Origin of the sequence: Petrotoga miotherma DSM 10691 (assembly GCF_002895605.1) — a bacterium.
GTDB classification, from domain to species: domain Bacteria; phylum Thermotogota; class Thermotogae; order Petrotogales; family Petrotogaceae; genus Petrotoga; species Petrotoga miotherma.
In genome coordinates, this window is sequence record NZ_AZRM01000026.1 from 74,138 (window position 1) to 91,449 (window position 17,312).

Sequence of the window (17,312 nt, forward strand, 5' to 3'; positions counted from 1 at the left end):
GAGGTGTAGCCATGTCTTCAAACTACAATAAAGATAGTTTAATCAGACGATTAAAAAGAATAGAAGGTCAAGTTAGGGGCCTTCAAAAAATGTTGGAAGAAGAGAGAAGATGTGCAGATATATTAACACAGTTGTCTGCGGTGAAAGGAGCTTTGAACAAAACCGCAGAAGAAATAATGAAAGGTTACACAAAAAGCTGTATATTAGAATATGAAGAAACAGGAAACGAAAAGATGTTAGACGAATTAATACAGGTTTTATCAAAATTTAGAGAAATATGATTGTGAGCAGGGTAAATAATAAAAATTCTTTTATCCGTATGGGTGGGCCTGCGGGTCGAAGGGGCGCTAAAACAAACTTTAGAGCTTCTATAGATGACCTTATAAAAATTTTATCAAGGAGAGACTTAGATGAGTAAAAAAAAGAAAAAATTACTATCCGTAATAATAATTTTTGGTTTATTTATTACTTCTTGGATCTTTGCAGACACTGTTTCTAATAGTTATCAAAAGGATTCTGTAACGCAAATTTATTTAGATAAGTTTGAAGAACCTATTTACTCTACGCTATACTACATAGTCAATTATTATTATGGCAAAGAGAACGTTGATTATGACAAAATAGTGGATGCCACAATTGAAGGGATGATGGAAGGACTGGATGATCCTTTTGCCTGGTATCTCGATTCCGTTCAGACAGAAGAAAGTAAAATAGACATAGAAGGTAAATATGGTGGAGTAGGGTTAACTATTAGATATGATTATGAAATGGATGCCGTTATTATCGTCTCACCAATGAATGGAACTCCTGCACAAAGAGCAGGATTAATGCCTAACGATTACATTTTATCCGTTGACGGTACCCCTACATCCGAACTCGGCCTTAGCAAATCAGCCTCGCTAATGAGGGGTGAACCCGGCACAGAAGTTACCTTGGAAATATACCGTGACTCATGGAATGAACCAAAGAATATAACATTAATAAGAGAAACAATAGAAACTAAGACAGTAAAATTCGATAAGTTACAATACAAAAATAAAAATTTAGGCTACATACTACTCACTAATTTTGCCAAATCAAGTCCTCAGGAAATGACTGAAGCTTTAAATAATCTCTCGAATCAGGAAATAGAAGGGATAATAATTGATTTAAGAAATAATCCAGGTGGACTTTTACAATCAGCTGTTGATATTACTTCCATGTTTTTAAAGAGCGGTGAAGTAGTTAGTGTTAAATATTTTGATGGTACAAAAGAAACAATTCCAAATATTCCAGGTAATTATTACAGTTTTTTACAAAATATCCCTATTGTTTTGTTGGTGAATGGAGGTTCAGCATCCGCATCAGAAATCTTAACCGGGGCACTTAAAGATAATGGTGTAGCAACCGTCATTGGAGAAACAACTTATGGAAAAGCCGCAGTACAAAACACATTTACCTTATCCACCGGAGGAGAAATTTGGTTACCTATCGCTCACTACTTCACGCCAAGCGGATCAGATATTCATTTAAAAGGGATAAAACCTGATATAGAGGTAAGCAATCCAGAAAGGGAAGTCATCTCTATGACTGAAATATCTGAAGAAGAAGCAACTCAAGCTTTTTACACGACAACAGAAAAACCAGTACTAAATATTGAAGAAGATTTGCAACTGAAAACTGCCTTGGACTTTTTAACTGGGGGTAACTAAGTTGCGTTTTTATGGATGGGTAATATCTATTTTTTTAATATTCTTTTCCTTGTCCATCGGCTTATATTTCTCAATGGGCCGAATAGAAAGTACCAATTACAATATAGAAAAATCTCCCAAATTTACAGTAAAAAATATCAATTATGATATTTCTTTTTTATATGATCAATTAAATGATGCGAACAACCTTTCCATTATAACTCGTAATATAATGGATGATGGAGTTTTTGTAGGAACTTTAAAATTTGATTTTAGAAACAACAAACTAACTATCAAACCTGTTACTAAAAACGCTTACGACGATTTTAGAAGTTTGATTATCTCCACAGATGTTAGGTACAAAGAATCAAGAAACGATTACGAACTATATGGTTTAACTTTACCCTACTATCAACTTATAACAGACAATTTATACCTAGAATTAACTCCAAAGATATATGTTTTGAACCTTGAAAAATTTGATGAAAACACGATAAATATAATGAAATCCAGATATAACTTATTCACACAACAGGATTATAGATCGTATTCTTTCAATAGGGATATTTTAAATTCTTTGAACGAATATGGTGGAGTTATCGTAGATGTGGATTTACTTAACAATCCTGCAGTGAACCCTCTGTTGGATGTTTTTAAACAGGAAAATATAGATATTGAACCGAATGTTTCAGTTCTTATATTCGAAGGATGAAAAAATGTCAAATATTTTTTTAGATTTTTTCAACTCTCTTATAAACCCAAAAAATATTTTCAACGTCACAAAAAAATCCTTTTTTATCCCATTTCTTATAACCCTATTTTACATTTTTTCTCCAGTATTTTTGAGAAATATGCTGCTACTTGAAGTGGGACGTTTTGACGTTTTCAAACTTAAATTACTTATTTTTATACTGCTTTTTTCTTATTTAAGTTCGGGCATAAGAATGCTTTTTTGTTCTGATTCTAATTTACTATATGCATACATTTCTTCCGTTTCTCCTATTACATTAGGTTTATTAGGAAAGCCTTTTCTCTATTTCTCTGTTTTATGGGTAATTATTTTAAGATTTTATATAGACTTAAAAAAGAAGAATTATTATTCGGTGATAATAGGTATTGTTTTTGACCTTTTCCTAGTATGGTGGTTATTGTGAGAGAAAAAAAGGACTTCTTTTTAGAACTTGCAAATTTTATCACCCGAAATGCTTATTACATAATAGCGGTAGTTTTAGTGTTTACAATTATCCTTGGCTTTTTTTCTACGAAATTGAAGGTAAACTCAGATTTGTTGAAAATACTACCTCAAGACTCAGAAATTGTTGTTGAACTTCTTGAAGAACAAGCGTTTCTCGAAGGATCTGATGTTATGGTTGCTGCATTTTTTCTCAACGATAATGCTCAGCCTTCACAAATTGCCGAAACTTTTCACGATTTGATACAAAATGAACCTACTTTTTTGAGTTTCGTACAAACGGATCTATCATTCCTTTTTTCATACGGCATCATAAATTTAAGCCAAACGGATTTAATATACACAATGTACGAGGACTTACAAAGTTTTAGCGGTTTATTAAATGGAAATTTCACGTATGATTTTGAATTATTTGAAAAAATGGATAGCTTTTTGGAAGATATTTATGGTTTAGAAAATATTCTCCAAACTGGTGAAAATACCGATTTAATTAGTACCTACTACACTTTATCACCTGATGGAGAAGTTATGATTATGGGACTCACTTTCAACAAACCTTCCTCTGATTTAGATTATGTAAACTACATTGTTCCAAAAGTGGATTCAATTCTGACAGAGATTGAAAAAACTTTCAATATAAAAACGGGTTTGACTAATTCTTACGTCACGGAATATGAATCTAATCGTACGGTTATGGAAGATTTTAGATTAACCACAACCTTATCCATAATATTCATAACTATTTTATTCGCTTTTGCATTTGGTAATTTTACTTCTTCTATAATAGTACTTTTAGGTTTGATAGTATCTACACTTTTAACGATGGGACTCATCACGTTAACTTTCGGAGAATTGAATATTGTAACTTCTTTTGTCATGGCGATAACTTTAGGCTTGGGAATAGCCTATGGGATTCATGTGATGACGAGATTTTCAAAAGAAATTGAGGATATTGGTGACTTCACTACCGCATTAGCTTCTACTTACAAAGGAATCCTTTTCCCTCTCTTCTTTGGAATGATAACTACTGTCATAGTTTTCTTAACGCTTTTTTTCATGGGATTACCCGCTTTTAACGAATTAGCAATCGTTAGCTCATTGGGCTTGTTGGTTTTTTTCTGTATAATGATTTTTTTTGTCCCAACATTAATTTACGCTTTAAAAGTAAACATAAAAATTTCTCCTTTTACGGCCAAAATAGACAACACCTTTAAAAAATTCCCTCACTTTATATCAAAAAACTCAAAAATGATTTTTATCATAGTGGTTCCAGCGGTTTCGATCTTCAGCGTTGTGGGTTTAATTAATTACACTAATTTTTCGTATACGCCTCCAGGGTTAATCTCTTCCAATTCAGAATCTGTGAAGGTTGGAGAACAAATTTTAAAACACTTTGGAAATATTTCTTTTGATACATTGCAATATCTAATGAGAGTTGACGAAGATATTGAAACAGTCAAAAAAGAATTATTAGATACGGGGGTTGTGGAATCTGTCAACAGTTTGCCAGACATAATTCAAGAAAATCTTGGAGAATTTTCTAAGATAAAAACGCAACTTGAAGGTTTATCTCAAGTTATTAATAATCCAATAATAATATCCATTTTAAAAAAATATAATTTATATTCTGACAGTCTAAAACTGATAGATGCAGCAGCACGCTCTTCAGACCTTTACCATTTTACTTTGAATATAATGGATATTTTCCCTGAGGATCTCAGGGGTAATTTTTTAATAGAGAAGGATGGCCAAAAATATCTTCTTTTAGAGGTCACTCCCAAATTCAGCCTTTGGAGTAACAACGGAATAAAAATTTTCTTTGATGCCTTGGGGGAAAAGGGAGAAAACATTCTAGGCTTACCAAAAGCAACATATAAAATAATGGAGATGATTAGACAAAGATTTTATATACCATTATTCCTATCTTTCATCTCCATATGGGGTATAACTGCTATTGTTAGAAAAAATGTTGTTCAACCATCAGAAGCTATGTTTAGCCTTATAATTTCTGTATTAGCTACTTTTGGAGTGTCGTATTTAATAGGTATAAGGGCTACTTTCGTAACCGTTCTAACTTTTCCCTTAATCTTTGGTATAGGTATAGATGGATTTCTCCATATATACCATACGTTCAGTAATAACAAAACAAACTTTTGGAATATCTTAAAATCTATAACCTTTTCACTTTCTACGACAACGCTTTCTTTCTTGAGTTTTCAATTTTCTAGAGGAGAACTTTTAAAAGAATTTAGTTTGACGATGTCTATGTCTTTGGGTTTTACCTGGTTGTTTACAGCTGTTATGTTCATTGTAAACAGAGAAATGCTAAAAAAATTTTGGAAAAGGAAAAAATAATTAACTTATTTATTTTGGTTTGAACATATCGCTGTTTATCTGCAATGGTACATTCAACCAATAAAAGATACTCAGATCAAATTGAATGTAAGCAAGATAATCAAATTTTTCTTGTCCAAAATCATACTTGATATCTCCTCCTGCCTTTATTCCATCGAATCTATACTTCCCAGATTCAAAAGAGATATATGGTCTCCATAATGTCTTTTCTACCTTACTTCCGGCGTATATAGATTCATTCTCATACCCAATGTAAGGGTCTATCTTCGTGTCAAATACTACAAAAGGCTTATCTAAATTTGCGTTTATACCAGAACTTGAATCATACGTGATTCCTAACCCCACTTCATAAATATCGTAATTGTTAACAGAGTAGGGACCTATTTGGAAAACAGAATCTAAGGCATACTTTTCAAAAGTTGTGTTTTTAAAGGAACCTCCACCTCCCACAAATGTGTTTATCGTATTTCCTAAATACAAAAGAGAACTATTGGAAACATAGAAACTTGTTAAAATATCTTCTTCTATCAAGCTCAAAGTTATACTGTTAGTCGTATAATAATCAAAGGTCAAGGATAAATCCCCGTACACTTCATTCCCATATGAATATGCATCTACAAACCCAATGTAGTTCATAGCCTCGCTAATAAAAAATGCACCCGCTCCGTATAAAATATTTTCTTCTGTATCAATGGCTAAAATTGGAAATGGCACTATATAAGGGTTTTCAAACGTGTATTTTTCTACTTGAACATCTTCAGGATAATATATTTCATAACTTTCAAAATCAACTTGTGTAAATTCGCCTTGTAAAACAAAGCTTTCTTTAACTGCACTTTCTAAATCTAAATAACTCAAATGGTATCCCTCATGATCGTAAACTAAATGGTACAACTTATCGTTCAAAACTACTGGGTCAAAACCACCGCTTAAATAATTTGTCAGGCGCTCAACCATTTTGTTGTTTGTGTTTAACCTATAAATATTGTATATCCCATCTTCGTAATTAGCTGAATAATATATAAAATCATTATCGATAAATAACCCGAGCTCTTTAACTTCATCATCTGTAATTTGATAAATTTTTTCTGGTGATAGATCATATGAATAGATGTCCGTTTGGTTATTGTAATTAGCGGAAAAATATATTTTATCTTCTCTTCCTACAATATCGTTAAAAACATACTTACCAAAATCTATTAACTTTTTTACTTCGTTAGTCTTTAAATCGTACAAATACAAAGCGGTCAAGCCTTTATCTAATTTTGAATAAGCTATCTTATCGTTTCCCACAAAACCAAAAGCTTTAACCCTCTCATCTATTAGCCTTTCACCGTTTAGGCAATCACAATCATAATACAACTTATTTGTGTAATATCCCATATTGTAGGTAGTCACTAAGTACAAAAGATCACCTCTTGAATTTACATCGAATGAACTTACTCCCTTTTTAATTAATTCGTTATCTTTGTATACACCCTTTGGTTGATCAGGCATAACCAAATATCCATAAAGAGAAACCCCATCAGTTCTAAGATTCCCTGTATTTTGATAAGTGTCATCGATTTTTAACCAAGATAATTTGTAACCTTTTTCATTTAATCGATCGTATTCATTAAGATATTCTTGCTTAATATCTACCAAAAATCTGGTCCAACTATCCTTTGTTACCCAATAAAACGCTTCATCCAAATTGCTAAAAACGTTGGTATTTAAGACCCTTATTATCTGTCTCAATGCGCCCTCTCCATAATTATTAACTATTTCTTTTACCAAAATTGTTCCATACATATAGTTAAAACCAGCAGGACTCCATATATCGATTAAAGAACCTGAACCCAAATAATATCTCGGGAAGTTGTTACTCAGTATCTCAGATCTTAGATACATATTGAAAAGATCATCTTCAAATCTTCCTCCAAACTCTTTACTTTCCATGTAAATAGAAAGACCTTCATGCAAATAGCTTGGCTGATGATACATGTTAAGCGTATTTTTAATCAATTTACTAGGAATCCAAGATATAAAAGGATCTCTAACATCATTTCCATAAAAAATGTGATTCAACTCATGAGAAAAAACAAATTTACCCCAATCTTCTACGTTTCCCCCCAACGCTAAAAAATCTTCTGGAGGATTAACGTAAAGTCTTATCACATTGGTACCTGTGGAAGCAAAAGAGTTTGTAAAATCAACATCGTCTAAAATATAAACAGTGATTTTACCAGGATTTGAACCGTAAAAATAAGTGTACTTTGTATACAACTCTTCAGCGGTATTGGCTATTTCTTCGTAAAAATAATAAAGATCTTTCTCAAAAACAAACCTATAATTCTCTGTTTCTACCTGATAAAGATCTTTAGGTGGTGTATAAACAGAAGAAGAAAAAATCGTTAAAGAAATCGACAGACAAAATATCAATACAAATAATTTTCTAAATCCTTTAATTCTCATTCACTAACCAACCCCTTTGATTTTTTAATGATCATTTAATTATAATATAATTTTCTAAAATTTATAAAAAATCGAATATATAAATTAAAATGGTCGATGAGGTATTGACAAACTTCCCTTTTTATGATAGACTTATTTTTGGAATTAATGCCGAGATGGCGGAATTGGTAGACGCTGCGGACTTAAAATCCGCTGGGTAGAGATACCCGTGTCGGTTCGAGTCCGACTCTCGGCACCCTTTTAAATTAATTATACTACATTACTTGGTGCGGGGTGGAGCAGTCTGGTAGCTCGTCGGGCTCATAACCCGAAGGTCGTAGGTTCAAATCCTACCCCCGCTACCATTTGTTATATGGCGGCGTAGCTCAGTTGGCTAGAGCATACGGTTCATACCCGTAGTGTCAAGAGTTCGAATCTCTTCGCCGCCACCATAAATGAAATTTTTTAAATAAAAAGATGGGGTAATTTAAATAGATGCCCCATCTTTTTTAGCTTTATTTTAATATTTTAGCGAATTATTAATTACTCTTTTTAAACCTCAAAATTCTGCTATAAAAATGAGTTACTTTTCCAATTTCGAAGAAATCTTTAGAGGAATCCTCTATTATAATTCCCCTTTCTTTCAATGCCTTTCCAGATAATTTAATTATCTCTTTTTCTTCACCCTGAAGCCCTTCATAAACAGTGTATACAGCATCGTTTTCCAAACCTTTTAGCTTGACATCCACCCTATCAAACAAACCAAACCTTCTAGGATTCCTTAAATATATCAAAACACCTTCATCTTTGTTTTTACTCAAATATTCCACCGCAAAATACCTATCATTTGTAACGGAAGAAAGCCTGAATTGATAGCCTTCTTGTATTATCTCTCTTATCTCTTTATACAATTGAACCTGATACCTTGCCAAATAGAAATCTTTTTCAGAGAATTTATTTAAATCCGCACCAATTCCTAAAGATCCCATCATCGATGAATGAAATCTGTACGCTAAAGGATAAGTCTCTTTTCCTCCCCAGTCAGTTACCCATCCCATCATTATTTTTGGTGCGTATGCGTAGGAAAAACCCTCTTGGATCTCTAATCTATCAAATGGATCTGTGTTGTCGCTTGTCCATACTTGATCCGCATATTGCATTAAGCCTATATCCACTCTTCCTCCACCGCTGGAACAGTTTTCAAAAGTAACGTGTGGATGCTTTTCTCTTAAATATTTCCAAATATCGTATAAGTTCCACACGTATTTAACCCATATTTCTTTTTGTTTTCGTGGTTCCACTTGCATCCATCCTGACTCAAAAACATGCCTGTTCATATCCCATTTGACGAAATCTATATCGTTCTGTGTTAAAAGATTATCCATGAAATCAATGATGAAATTTTTTACATCTCCCCTTGCCAAATTAAGCATCAATTGATTTCGTTGAAGTGATTTTGGCCTATTTGGAAAACTAATCACCCAGTCAGGGTGTTTTCTATACAACTCGCTGTCAGGGTTAACCATCTCCGGTTCTACCCATATGCCAAAATCCATTCCTAAGGACTTAACATAGCTTATCAAAGGTTGCAAACCATTTGGGAATTTTTCTTTGTTCACATACCAATCTCCTAACCCAGCATGATCGTCGTTTCTTTCCCCAAACCATCCATCGTCTATAACAAAAAGTTCCACACCAATTTTTGCAGCCTTTTCAGCCAATATTTTTTGATTTTCTTCGTTCACATTAAACGTCGTGGCTTCCCAAGAATTGTATAAAACCTTTCTTAATTTGTGTGCTTTATCTTTTGGCAGTATATAATCGAGCTGGTAATGATGTATATTCTGGCTCGCCTTTGTAAAACCCTCGTCTGAAAAGCCAAACACAAATTTAGGAGTAGTAATTTTTTCTGAGGGTTCTAATATATAACTAAAATCCCAATCATTTATCCCCCCAATTATCGCTATTCTTTCGTATATACGTTTTTGTACTACTATTTTCCAATTACCACTCCAGGCTAATTCACCAAAGTATACTTTTCCGTGATCTTCATCAGCAGAGTAATCGATTGCGAAAAAAGGATTTAGATAGGCGCTTGTTTTTCCAACCCTACTTTCCAAAACTTTACTTCCCTCGTTTATACCTTCTTTTCTTAAATGAAATTCACTTCCCCACATACCTGCAAGATAATTTAATTTTGCTTTTTCATCATTTTCAACATACAATGAGGTAGATTTCATATCTTCTATCTTTATTTCTTCATTAGAATTGTTTTCAACTTCAACCCATCTTTCTATAACATCGTACTTTTCTATAAACTTGTAGCAAAGATTTACATCCAAATTATAATGATCATCGCTTAGCCTGATTACTAGATCATTCCCACTGACTTCAAAACTTTTGTAATTCAACACAACATCCCTGACACCATCGTAATACTCAACTTTCAAACAATGTTCTACGTTGTTCTTCTCTCCTCTCACTGAAAACTCATCATTCCAATTGTATCTGTCCATAACAAGTAGATCTTTAACTTCTGGATAGTCTTGAAACCTTGGTAACTTTGATCCCCAGTACAAATTTTTAATTTTCCCTTGATCATCTAATCCAAAAACGTAACCCATATTTTCTGTTTCCAAAAACCATCTCTTCGTTTCTTGATCAAAAGTTATAGGCATTTAATTACCTCCTTTTCACATTTAAATGGTGAGCCTTTTAAAACCAGAATTTTATCGTTGCATACTCAAAATATTTTTTTGAAAGAAAAAAATAAAAGAACAAAAATACCCAAAGAATAAATAGCAGAAGAAAGATAAACGGCGTCAATCCCGTTTAAAGAATAAAGCAATCCCATCATCAATGGAGCCAAAGTTCCGGATAATTTAAAGAAGACCTCCCTTAGAGAAATCACCGCACCCCGGTTTTTACGAGAAGTTATTTCAGTAGTCAGAGAGTGCATACTCGGAATATTTATGCCATGCCCCATACCAAAAATAATAACAGAAACCATTAAACCTACAAAACTTTTTGCAACCATCAATAAAAAAAGTGAGATCGCATAAAATACATAAGAAAATGCTAACAACCATTTTACCGTGTATCTATCGCTTAACTTCACCAACTGTGAAGCAGCAAATGCGGCAGTGAAAGACATAAAAAACATTAATATACCTGTTATCCAAGGGGGAAAACCAAACTTATATTCAGATAAAAAAGGTAGATAAGAAGAATATGCGCCACTGAGCAAAAAGAAGGTAGAAAACCCAGCAATATATATGAGAATTATTCTGAAATCTTTTAAAACTTTAAACAGATCTACAAAATAATCTTTCAAGTTATCCCCATCATTTTGATGGGAATCTTCAAGAAGAAATAAGGTAGCTATTCCAACAGGTACAGCTAAAATAGACAGAAAAAAAGGAAACTGCCAACCAAAAATGGCCAACACTCCACCCATAAGTGGATAGATAGCTAATCCAATATTTGCAACGGTTTCATTGTAACCTATAACTTTTAATCTTTCTCTTTCTTTAAATAGATCACCCATAAGGGTTACATTCAATGCGCCCAAAGCGGATGCTCCTGCTCCATTGATGGCACGTAATAACAGTAAAATGTTAAAATTTGTTGTTAAACCACTTAACACCCCAGATACAGCGAATAAAAATAGAAGTGGAACCATAAATTTTTTTCTTCCATATCTATCAGCTAAAACACCAAATAATGGAGTTAAAAATATGGCAGGCAAGTTAAAAAAAGTAATTAACAAGCCTACCTGTTGTTCTGTTACGTTAAATTCTTCCTTTATCAAAGGAAAAACAGGAGAAATACTCGATACACCCATGACGACCATCAACGTTACACCAAATATAATTAACATGTTATTTTTTTGATTTTGTTTTTTTGCAGAATTCAACTTTTTGCTTCCCCCAATAATTTTTTCTTCTTATACTTTTAATTTTATCACATTTAGGCATTATACGAACTTCAATAAATCTATTAACCCAAAATTTTTTATTTGTGATGGGCATTTATTAGTTGCTATAATAAACTATTAAATTATTTTAGTTGGGTAGAAGATAGACAATTAATTTAACTACCGTCCTTCCACACCACCGTACGTACCTCTCGGTATACCATGGCTCAACAGATTGATAATTGAAACCCTTCACATTGTTCCCGTACCTTCAACTAGCGGTTTCCCCTCGCTATCTGATCCACAGCGGGCTTTCACTGCTTAGCTATTGAGCATTCTGGACGAACAAAAGGGAGAGGGGATAACCTCTCCTTTTTCTTGGTTAAAAAATTTGATACCTTTTAATCTTAAAAGATCAATAATTTAAAATTACAAAGCTGCTTTTATCTTTGATACGGCATCGTTGAGTGCTTCTTCTGGTGTTTGTGTCCCGTTTATAATATTGTTAAGAGCATCATCCATAGGTGTCCATACCATTTGCATTGCAGGTATATTGGGCATGGGTTCTCCACCTGCAGCGCTTTCAGTGAAGGCAGCAACTATCTCAGCAGGAACTGGCCCACCTTGTTCCTCAATTATCTGAGAAACATCAACTCTTGACGGCAATCTTGGGTCAGCGATATAGAATTGATATATTCCTTCAGCTGTTGCTAGGTAATTAATAATGAATTCCATAGCGAACGCTTTGTTTTCTGACCTAGAATTGATCATCAATCCTTGTACACCAACAAAAGGCTTCATCGTTTTACCTGGCTCAACCTCTATGCTTGTTAGTGGAACTACGCCAAAGTCTATACCTGCATCTAAATATGCTTTTACAGCCCATGGACCGTTTATTACCATAGCTGCCAAACCATCCAGAAACATCGAATCCATAATATTGTAGTTCATACCTTGTGGTACTATACCTTCGTCGAAGAAGCTCTTCACAAGATATGCAGCCTTTATAGCCTCTTCATTGTTCAATCCGATGTCGGTTATATCGTAACCAGTTTTAGGATCGTATCCAAAAACATATGCATTGTATGCGCTAAGAAAACCATAAGCATGATACAATTCATTAGCAACAAAGGCAAATCCAACAGTTTCATCCGTGGTAAACTCTTTTGCTAATGCCTTTAGCTCGTCTATACTTGTTGGAACTTCTTCATCGCTTACATAATCACGGTTATAGAATAATGCATTAGCTTCGAGGGCGTAGGGCAATCCATACAACTTGCCTTCATATGTGAAGGCTTGAATTCCTGATGGAGCAAATTTATCAAGTTCGATAGCAGATTGTGGAATAGGTTCGAGTAAATCATTCATTACTAATTCTCCAACCCAGTCCTGAGCCCCAACTATTATATCTGGACCTTCTCCTGCCTGTGCTGCGGTTAGGAATTTTGACCTTATATCACCGAAAGTAACCATTTGGACATCAACATTTATTCCAGTATCCCTGGTAAACTCCTGACCGATCCTTTTTATGAAATCGACTTGTTTTTCAGAAGACCACACGGTTAACGTTTGTGAAAATAGCGAAAGTACTCCTACCAACATTACCAAAGTTAAAATTAAGCCTTTTTTCATCTTTGTTCCCTCCTCGTATAATGTGTTTATTAGACACTTTAAAAACCCTAAAACATTCATTGTAACTAACTTTTAAAACCTTCAATATTATACTTTTACCTCCTCGCTATATAATCTATTTGATACCATATCTTTATTATCTCGTAAGGAGGTCATTGCTTTCACCTATTTCTGAAATGGGTAAGCACAGGCTGAATCAAGATTTCATTCTTTTCAAAATCTTAACCCCATAACCTGGAACAGTTATTTTTCTATCTGAAGTTTCACCTTCCAGAAGGTCGATATATTCCTTTTCATCAAGTTCGACTGTCTTTTCTTCTTGGGTAAAATTCATCACAAAAATATAATCTTTCTCTCCATCAGTTCTCATTTGAGCTGTAATACCGTATGGTAATTCTGTATCAACAACCTTTTGCAATCCCAGTTCTTCAATCAATTTCCCATAAAACATATCATTAAACTGCTCTTCATTTCTTGAAGCTATGTAATATGCTTTTCCTTTTGAAAAATCATTGACCGTTAAAGCGGGCATCCCTTTGTAAAAATCCTCCTTGTAGGTTGCCAAAGATCTTGCTCCTTCTAAATGGATCAAATCACATAGCTCTTTTGCTTCATACTCACCTTTCAAACCCAATTCATTTTCATTATCAAAAGAAACGAGTCTACTCTCACCATCGTAAAGTGCGTCTATCTCCTCAGACCAAATTCCAAGAACCTCTCTCAACGGACCTGGAAATCCGCCTAAGAAACACAAATCTGTCTCGTTGACTATTCCTGACCAGTATGTAGCAACAAAAGTCCCACCGTTTTTCACAAATTCTTTAATTTTTTCACCTATCCCTTGTTTAACCATATAAAGCATTGGGGCTATCAATAACTTGTATTTTGAAAAGTCACAGTCCATATTTATAACGTCAACAGGTACACCATTCTTCCAGAAAGGTTTATAATTTTCTTTAACGGTTTCCTCGTAATGTATGCCTATGTTTCTTGGGCCCTGGGCATCTTTCATCGCCCACCTATTTTCCCAATCAAAAATAATAGCAACTTCTGGATCTACTGTTGTTCCTATTATTTCATCTAATCTTTTTAGTGTTTCACCAACGATTTTGACATCGTTAAAAACTCTGGTATTTTCATGCCCACAATGATCAACAACAGCTCCATGAAATTTTTCACTGCTCCCTCTGCTTTTTCTCCACTGAAAATATTGAACGGTATCAGAACCATGAGCTATCGCTTGAATAGAAGATAATAGATGCATTCCTGGCCTTTTCAATTTACTTACTTCCTGCCAATTAGTTGTACTAGGAGTGCTCTCCATAAGCATGAAAGGTTTTCCGCCTTTTAATGATCTATTCAAATCATGAACCATACTTACTCCACAGGCTAAATCATAATCATCATTACTATGCCATCTTGGATAATTATCCCAAGAAATTACATCCACATAATCAACAAATTTCCAATAATCCAATCCCTCATATATTCCCATAAAGTTGGTTGTCACAGGTAGGTTTGGATTTATCTTTTTCAGTGGCTCTATCTCATGTTTGAAAAAATCAACGGTTTGGTGAGTTACAAATCTCTTCCAGTCTAAATTTAATCCATGAAGTAAATCTTCTCCATGAGGTGCGGGAGATTCTATCTGTGACCAATCGGTGTAGGTATGACTCCAAAAAGCCGTCCACCAGGCATCATTCAGATTTTCTAAGGTTTTGTATTTCTCTTTTAACCAATTCCTAAAGGATTCTTGGCAGAGATCGCAGTGACATTCCCCACCGTATTCGTTGGATACATGCCAAGCTATTACTCCTGGATGATTCGAATACCTTTCTGCTAGTTTTGTGTTTATTATGTTGACTTTTTCTCTGTAGACTGGAGATGTATAACAATGATTATGACGCTTACCGTGAAGGTTTCTCACTCTATTTGGCCCTACCCTCAATACTTCTGGGTATTTCTGCGACATCCATGCAGGCCTTGCACCACTGGGAGTCGCTAAGATTGTATATATTCCATTTTTGTATAGCTTTTCTATAACTTTATCTAACCAACCGAAATTAAACTTCCCTTCTTCAGGTTCCAAAGTACTCCAGGCGAATATACACACAGACATAACGTTACATCCAGCTAGCTTCATAAGCTTGATATCATCTTCTAAGACTTCTGGATATTTTAACCATTGATCAGGGTTATAATCTGCTCCATGTAGAAAATGAGGCACTTTTGCACTTATTGGTTCATACTTTTTAGTCATTATTTTCACTCCTTTTAATTTAATGATGAAAATCGTATTTTTTTTATTACTATATTCCATTCTTATTTCCAAATATCTCTTAAATAATGTGCAACTATTTTTGGCTGTCTATCTCTTGTAAAAACACCTTTGTGGTTGTAAATGGGTCTTCTTACTTCTTCTTGAGTCTTAAAATCTGCAAAGGCCCATATATGTTCTCCTATGGTGTAATCTTTTGAGTCAATCACTTCTATGTATCTTTTTATTAATTCTTTTTGGTATTCTTCTGAAAACAGGATAGGTGGATCATAATGATAACCTGGTATAGCGTCAGCTCCAAACTCTGTTAAGAGTATAGGTTTGTTGTACTTCTTATATACATATTCTAAATTTTCATTTAATGCACTTATTGCTTCGTCAAGTCTACCTTGGAAAACATACCAACCAAAATACCTGTTTATACAAATTATGTCAAAATATTTTAAAGATACATCTTCCCTTCCTGGCATATCCATACAACTAACAAAGGTTACTGGTCTCGTTTTGTCTGATTTTTTTGCTGTTTCATACAATTGTTTAAAAAATTCTTCTGATTTTGGATGGGTAGATTCTGGTTCGTTAGCTACACTCCACATTATCACACTTGGATGATTTTTATCCCTATCTATCATTCTTTTTATGCTTTTTACACATAATTTTGTGGTTTCATCGTTGTAATGATACCTTGTTATTCCTACATGCGGTGCTTCATCTATTACCAATATCCCTAGTTGATCGGCTAAATCAAGCCAATCTTCTGTATAAGGGTAATGAGAAGTCCTAAATGAGTTAGCTCCTATCCATTTTAATAGGTTATAATCTTTAACTATCAGGGGATAAAATGTTCCTTGACCTAAAACAGGAAATTCTTCGTGTTTACCAAATCCTTTTAATTTTAATGGTTCGTCGTTTAAGTATAAATTTTTACTGTCCCACCTTATCTTTCTTATTCCAATTTTCATTTTATAACTGTCTAATGTCTGATCTTTTCTTTTAAGATTGATTTCAACGTCGTATAAATAAGGATTTTCCAAATTCCAAAACTTCGCATTTTCCAATTCTACTTTTACATCCGCTTTACCATTTTCTATGTCTTTTTGATGCTTTTCTCCAGCTATTACTACTTCAATAGTTCCATTATTGTTTGCATTTGTTAGTATTTCAAAATTAATTATCCCTCTTTTTTCTTTTGAAGAAGAAAGAGAAGTGTCAACCATGATATCTGTTATCTTTTCTTTGTTGGTTATCTCTATCGTTACAGGTCTGATTATTCCTCCATAGTTTAAGAAATCAAAGTTCGTACTGGGCCTTCTATCGGCAGTACCAACCAGCAAATCTTCTTGAGGTGTATTTCCCGCAGGAAAAGAGTCTGTTCTGAGTTCATTTTCCACAAGTACTTCTAAGATATTTTCTTCTTCAAACTTAACCTTATCAGTTATATCTATTTCAAATGGTAGGTATCCAACTTCATTTTCTCCTACCTTTTCACCATTTAGATAAATTTCACTTCTTGTATTAACCGCCTCAAAATAAAGCCTTATAGCTTTCTCTTCAAAATCTTTTGAAAGGTGAAAAGTTTTTTTGTATCTCATTTTCCCCTCTTCATATAGGAAATCTTGATATTGTTCGTTCCAACTTCCCGGAACAGCAATTGGTCTAATATCTTCCTCCTCTGTGCTTTTATCCTTTTTTATTTCCCATATCCCACTTAAACTTATAAGTGCTCTTTTTTTATTCTCTTGCGCCCTTAACATTTTAAAAACTCCTTTTTATTTATCTCCCTTATTCTCATACAACCAACAACGAACCATGCGATTTTCTGTTTGTATTTCTGGT

At 33.8% G+C, this 17,312-nt stretch carries 11 protein-coding genes and 3 tRNA genes; 8 read left to right on the forward strand and 6 right to left on the reverse strand.

Annotation, left to right across the window (positions count from 1 at the left end):
* Nucleotides 1-11 precede the first annotated feature (11 nt).
* From X928_RS05635 to X928_RS05655, 5 genes are all read left to right on the forward strand, one after another.
* On the forward strand, nt 12-281 hold the full coding sequence (locus X928_RS05635; RefSeq protein ID WP_103078860.1) for a metal-sensitive transcriptional regulator: 270 nt from the start codon (nt 12-14) through the stop codon (nt 279-281).
* Between the two features lie 129 nt (nt 282-410).
* Nucleotides 411-1,691: a S41 family peptidase gene (locus tag X928_RS05640; protein ID WP_103078861.1), complete on the forward strand. Its 1,281-nt coding sequence runs from the start codon at nt 411-413 to the stop codon at nt 1,689-1,691.
* Between the two features lies 1 nt (nt 1,692).
* Nucleotides 1,693-2,382: a hypothetical protein gene (locus X928_RS05645; protein ID WP_103078862.1), complete on the forward strand. Its 690-nt coding sequence runs from the start codon at nt 1,693-1,695 to the stop codon at nt 2,380-2,382.
* A gap of 4 nt (nt 2,383-2,386) precedes the next feature.
* Nucleotides 2,387-2,824 (forward strand): hypothetical protein, encoded by a 438-nt coding sequence (locus X928_RS05650; RefSeq protein WP_103078863.1) that lies wholly within the window; start codon nt 2,387-2,389, stop codon nt 2,822-2,824.
* Nucleotides 2,821-5,217: an efflux RND transporter permease subunit gene (locus X928_RS05655; protein WP_169926316.1), complete on the forward strand. Its 2,397-nt coding sequence runs from the start codon at nt 2,821-2,823 to the stop codon at nt 5,215-5,217. Before X928_RS05650 ends, X928_RS05655 begins: the two co-directional genes overlap by 4 nt.
* Nucleotides 5,218-5,226: 9 nt before the next feature.
* On the opposite strand, the gene X928_RS05660 is transcribed toward X928_RS05655, so the two are convergent.
* Nucleotides 5,227-7,671: a TolB family protein gene (locus X928_RS05660; RefSeq protein WP_103078865.1), complete on the reverse strand. Its 2,445-nt coding sequence runs from the start codon at nt 7,669-7,671 to the stop codon at nt 5,227-5,229.
* A 149-nt stretch (nt 7,672-7,820) separates the two neighbouring features.
* Between X928_RS05660 and X928_RS05665 the strand changes: the two genes are divergently transcribed.
* The 3 genes from X928_RS05665 to X928_RS05675 all read left to right on the forward strand — a co-directional run bounded on the left by X928_RS05665 (nt 7,821) and on the right by X928_RS05675 (nt 8,102).
* Nucleotides 7,821-7,906 (forward strand) — tRNA-Leu (locus X928_RS05665).
* A gap of 32 nt (nt 7,907-7,938) precedes the next feature.
* Nucleotides 7,939-8,015: transfer RNA gene (locus X928_RS05670), tRNA-Met, on the forward strand.
* A gap of 10 nt (nt 8,016-8,025) precedes the next feature.
* Nucleotides 8,026-8,102: transfer RNA gene (locus tag X928_RS05675), tRNA-Met, on the forward strand.
* Nucleotides 8,103-8,189: 87 nt separating this feature from the next.
* Here X928_RS05675 and X928_RS05680 read toward each other — a convergent pair.
* The 5 genes from X928_RS05680 to uidA all read right to left on the reverse strand — a co-directional run bounded on the left by X928_RS05680 (nt 8,190) and on the right by uidA (nt 17,230).
* On the reverse strand, nt 8,190-10,328 hold the full coding sequence (locus X928_RS05680; RefSeq protein WP_103078866.1) for an alpha-galactosidase: 2,139 nt from the start codon (nt 10,326-10,328) through the stop codon (nt 8,190-8,192).
* Nucleotides 10,329-10,393: 65 nt separating this feature from the next.
* On the reverse strand, nt 10,394-11,566 hold the full coding sequence (locus X928_RS05685; RefSeq protein WP_103078867.1) for an MFS transporter: 1,173 nt from the start codon (nt 11,564-11,566) through the stop codon (nt 10,394-10,396).
* 429 nt (nt 11,567-11,995) lie between these two features.
* Entirely contained in the window at nt 11,996-13,198 is a 1,203-nt protein-coding gene (locus X928_RS05690) for a sugar ABC transporter substrate-binding protein (protein ID WP_103078868.1), read from the reverse strand.
* Nucleotides 13,199-13,394: 196 nt separating this feature from the next.
* Nucleotides 13,395-15,458: a beta-galactosidase gene (locus X928_RS05695; RefSeq protein WP_103078869.1), complete on the reverse strand. Its 2,064-nt coding sequence runs from the start codon at nt 15,456-15,458 to the stop codon at nt 13,395-13,397.
* Nucleotides 15,459-15,520: 62 nt separating this feature from the next.
* Entirely contained in the window at nt 15,521-17,230 is a 1,710-nt protein-coding gene (uidA, locus tag X928_RS05700; protein ID WP_103078870.1) for a beta-glucuronidase, read from the reverse strand.
* Nucleotides 17,231-17,312 lie beyond the last annotated feature (82 nt).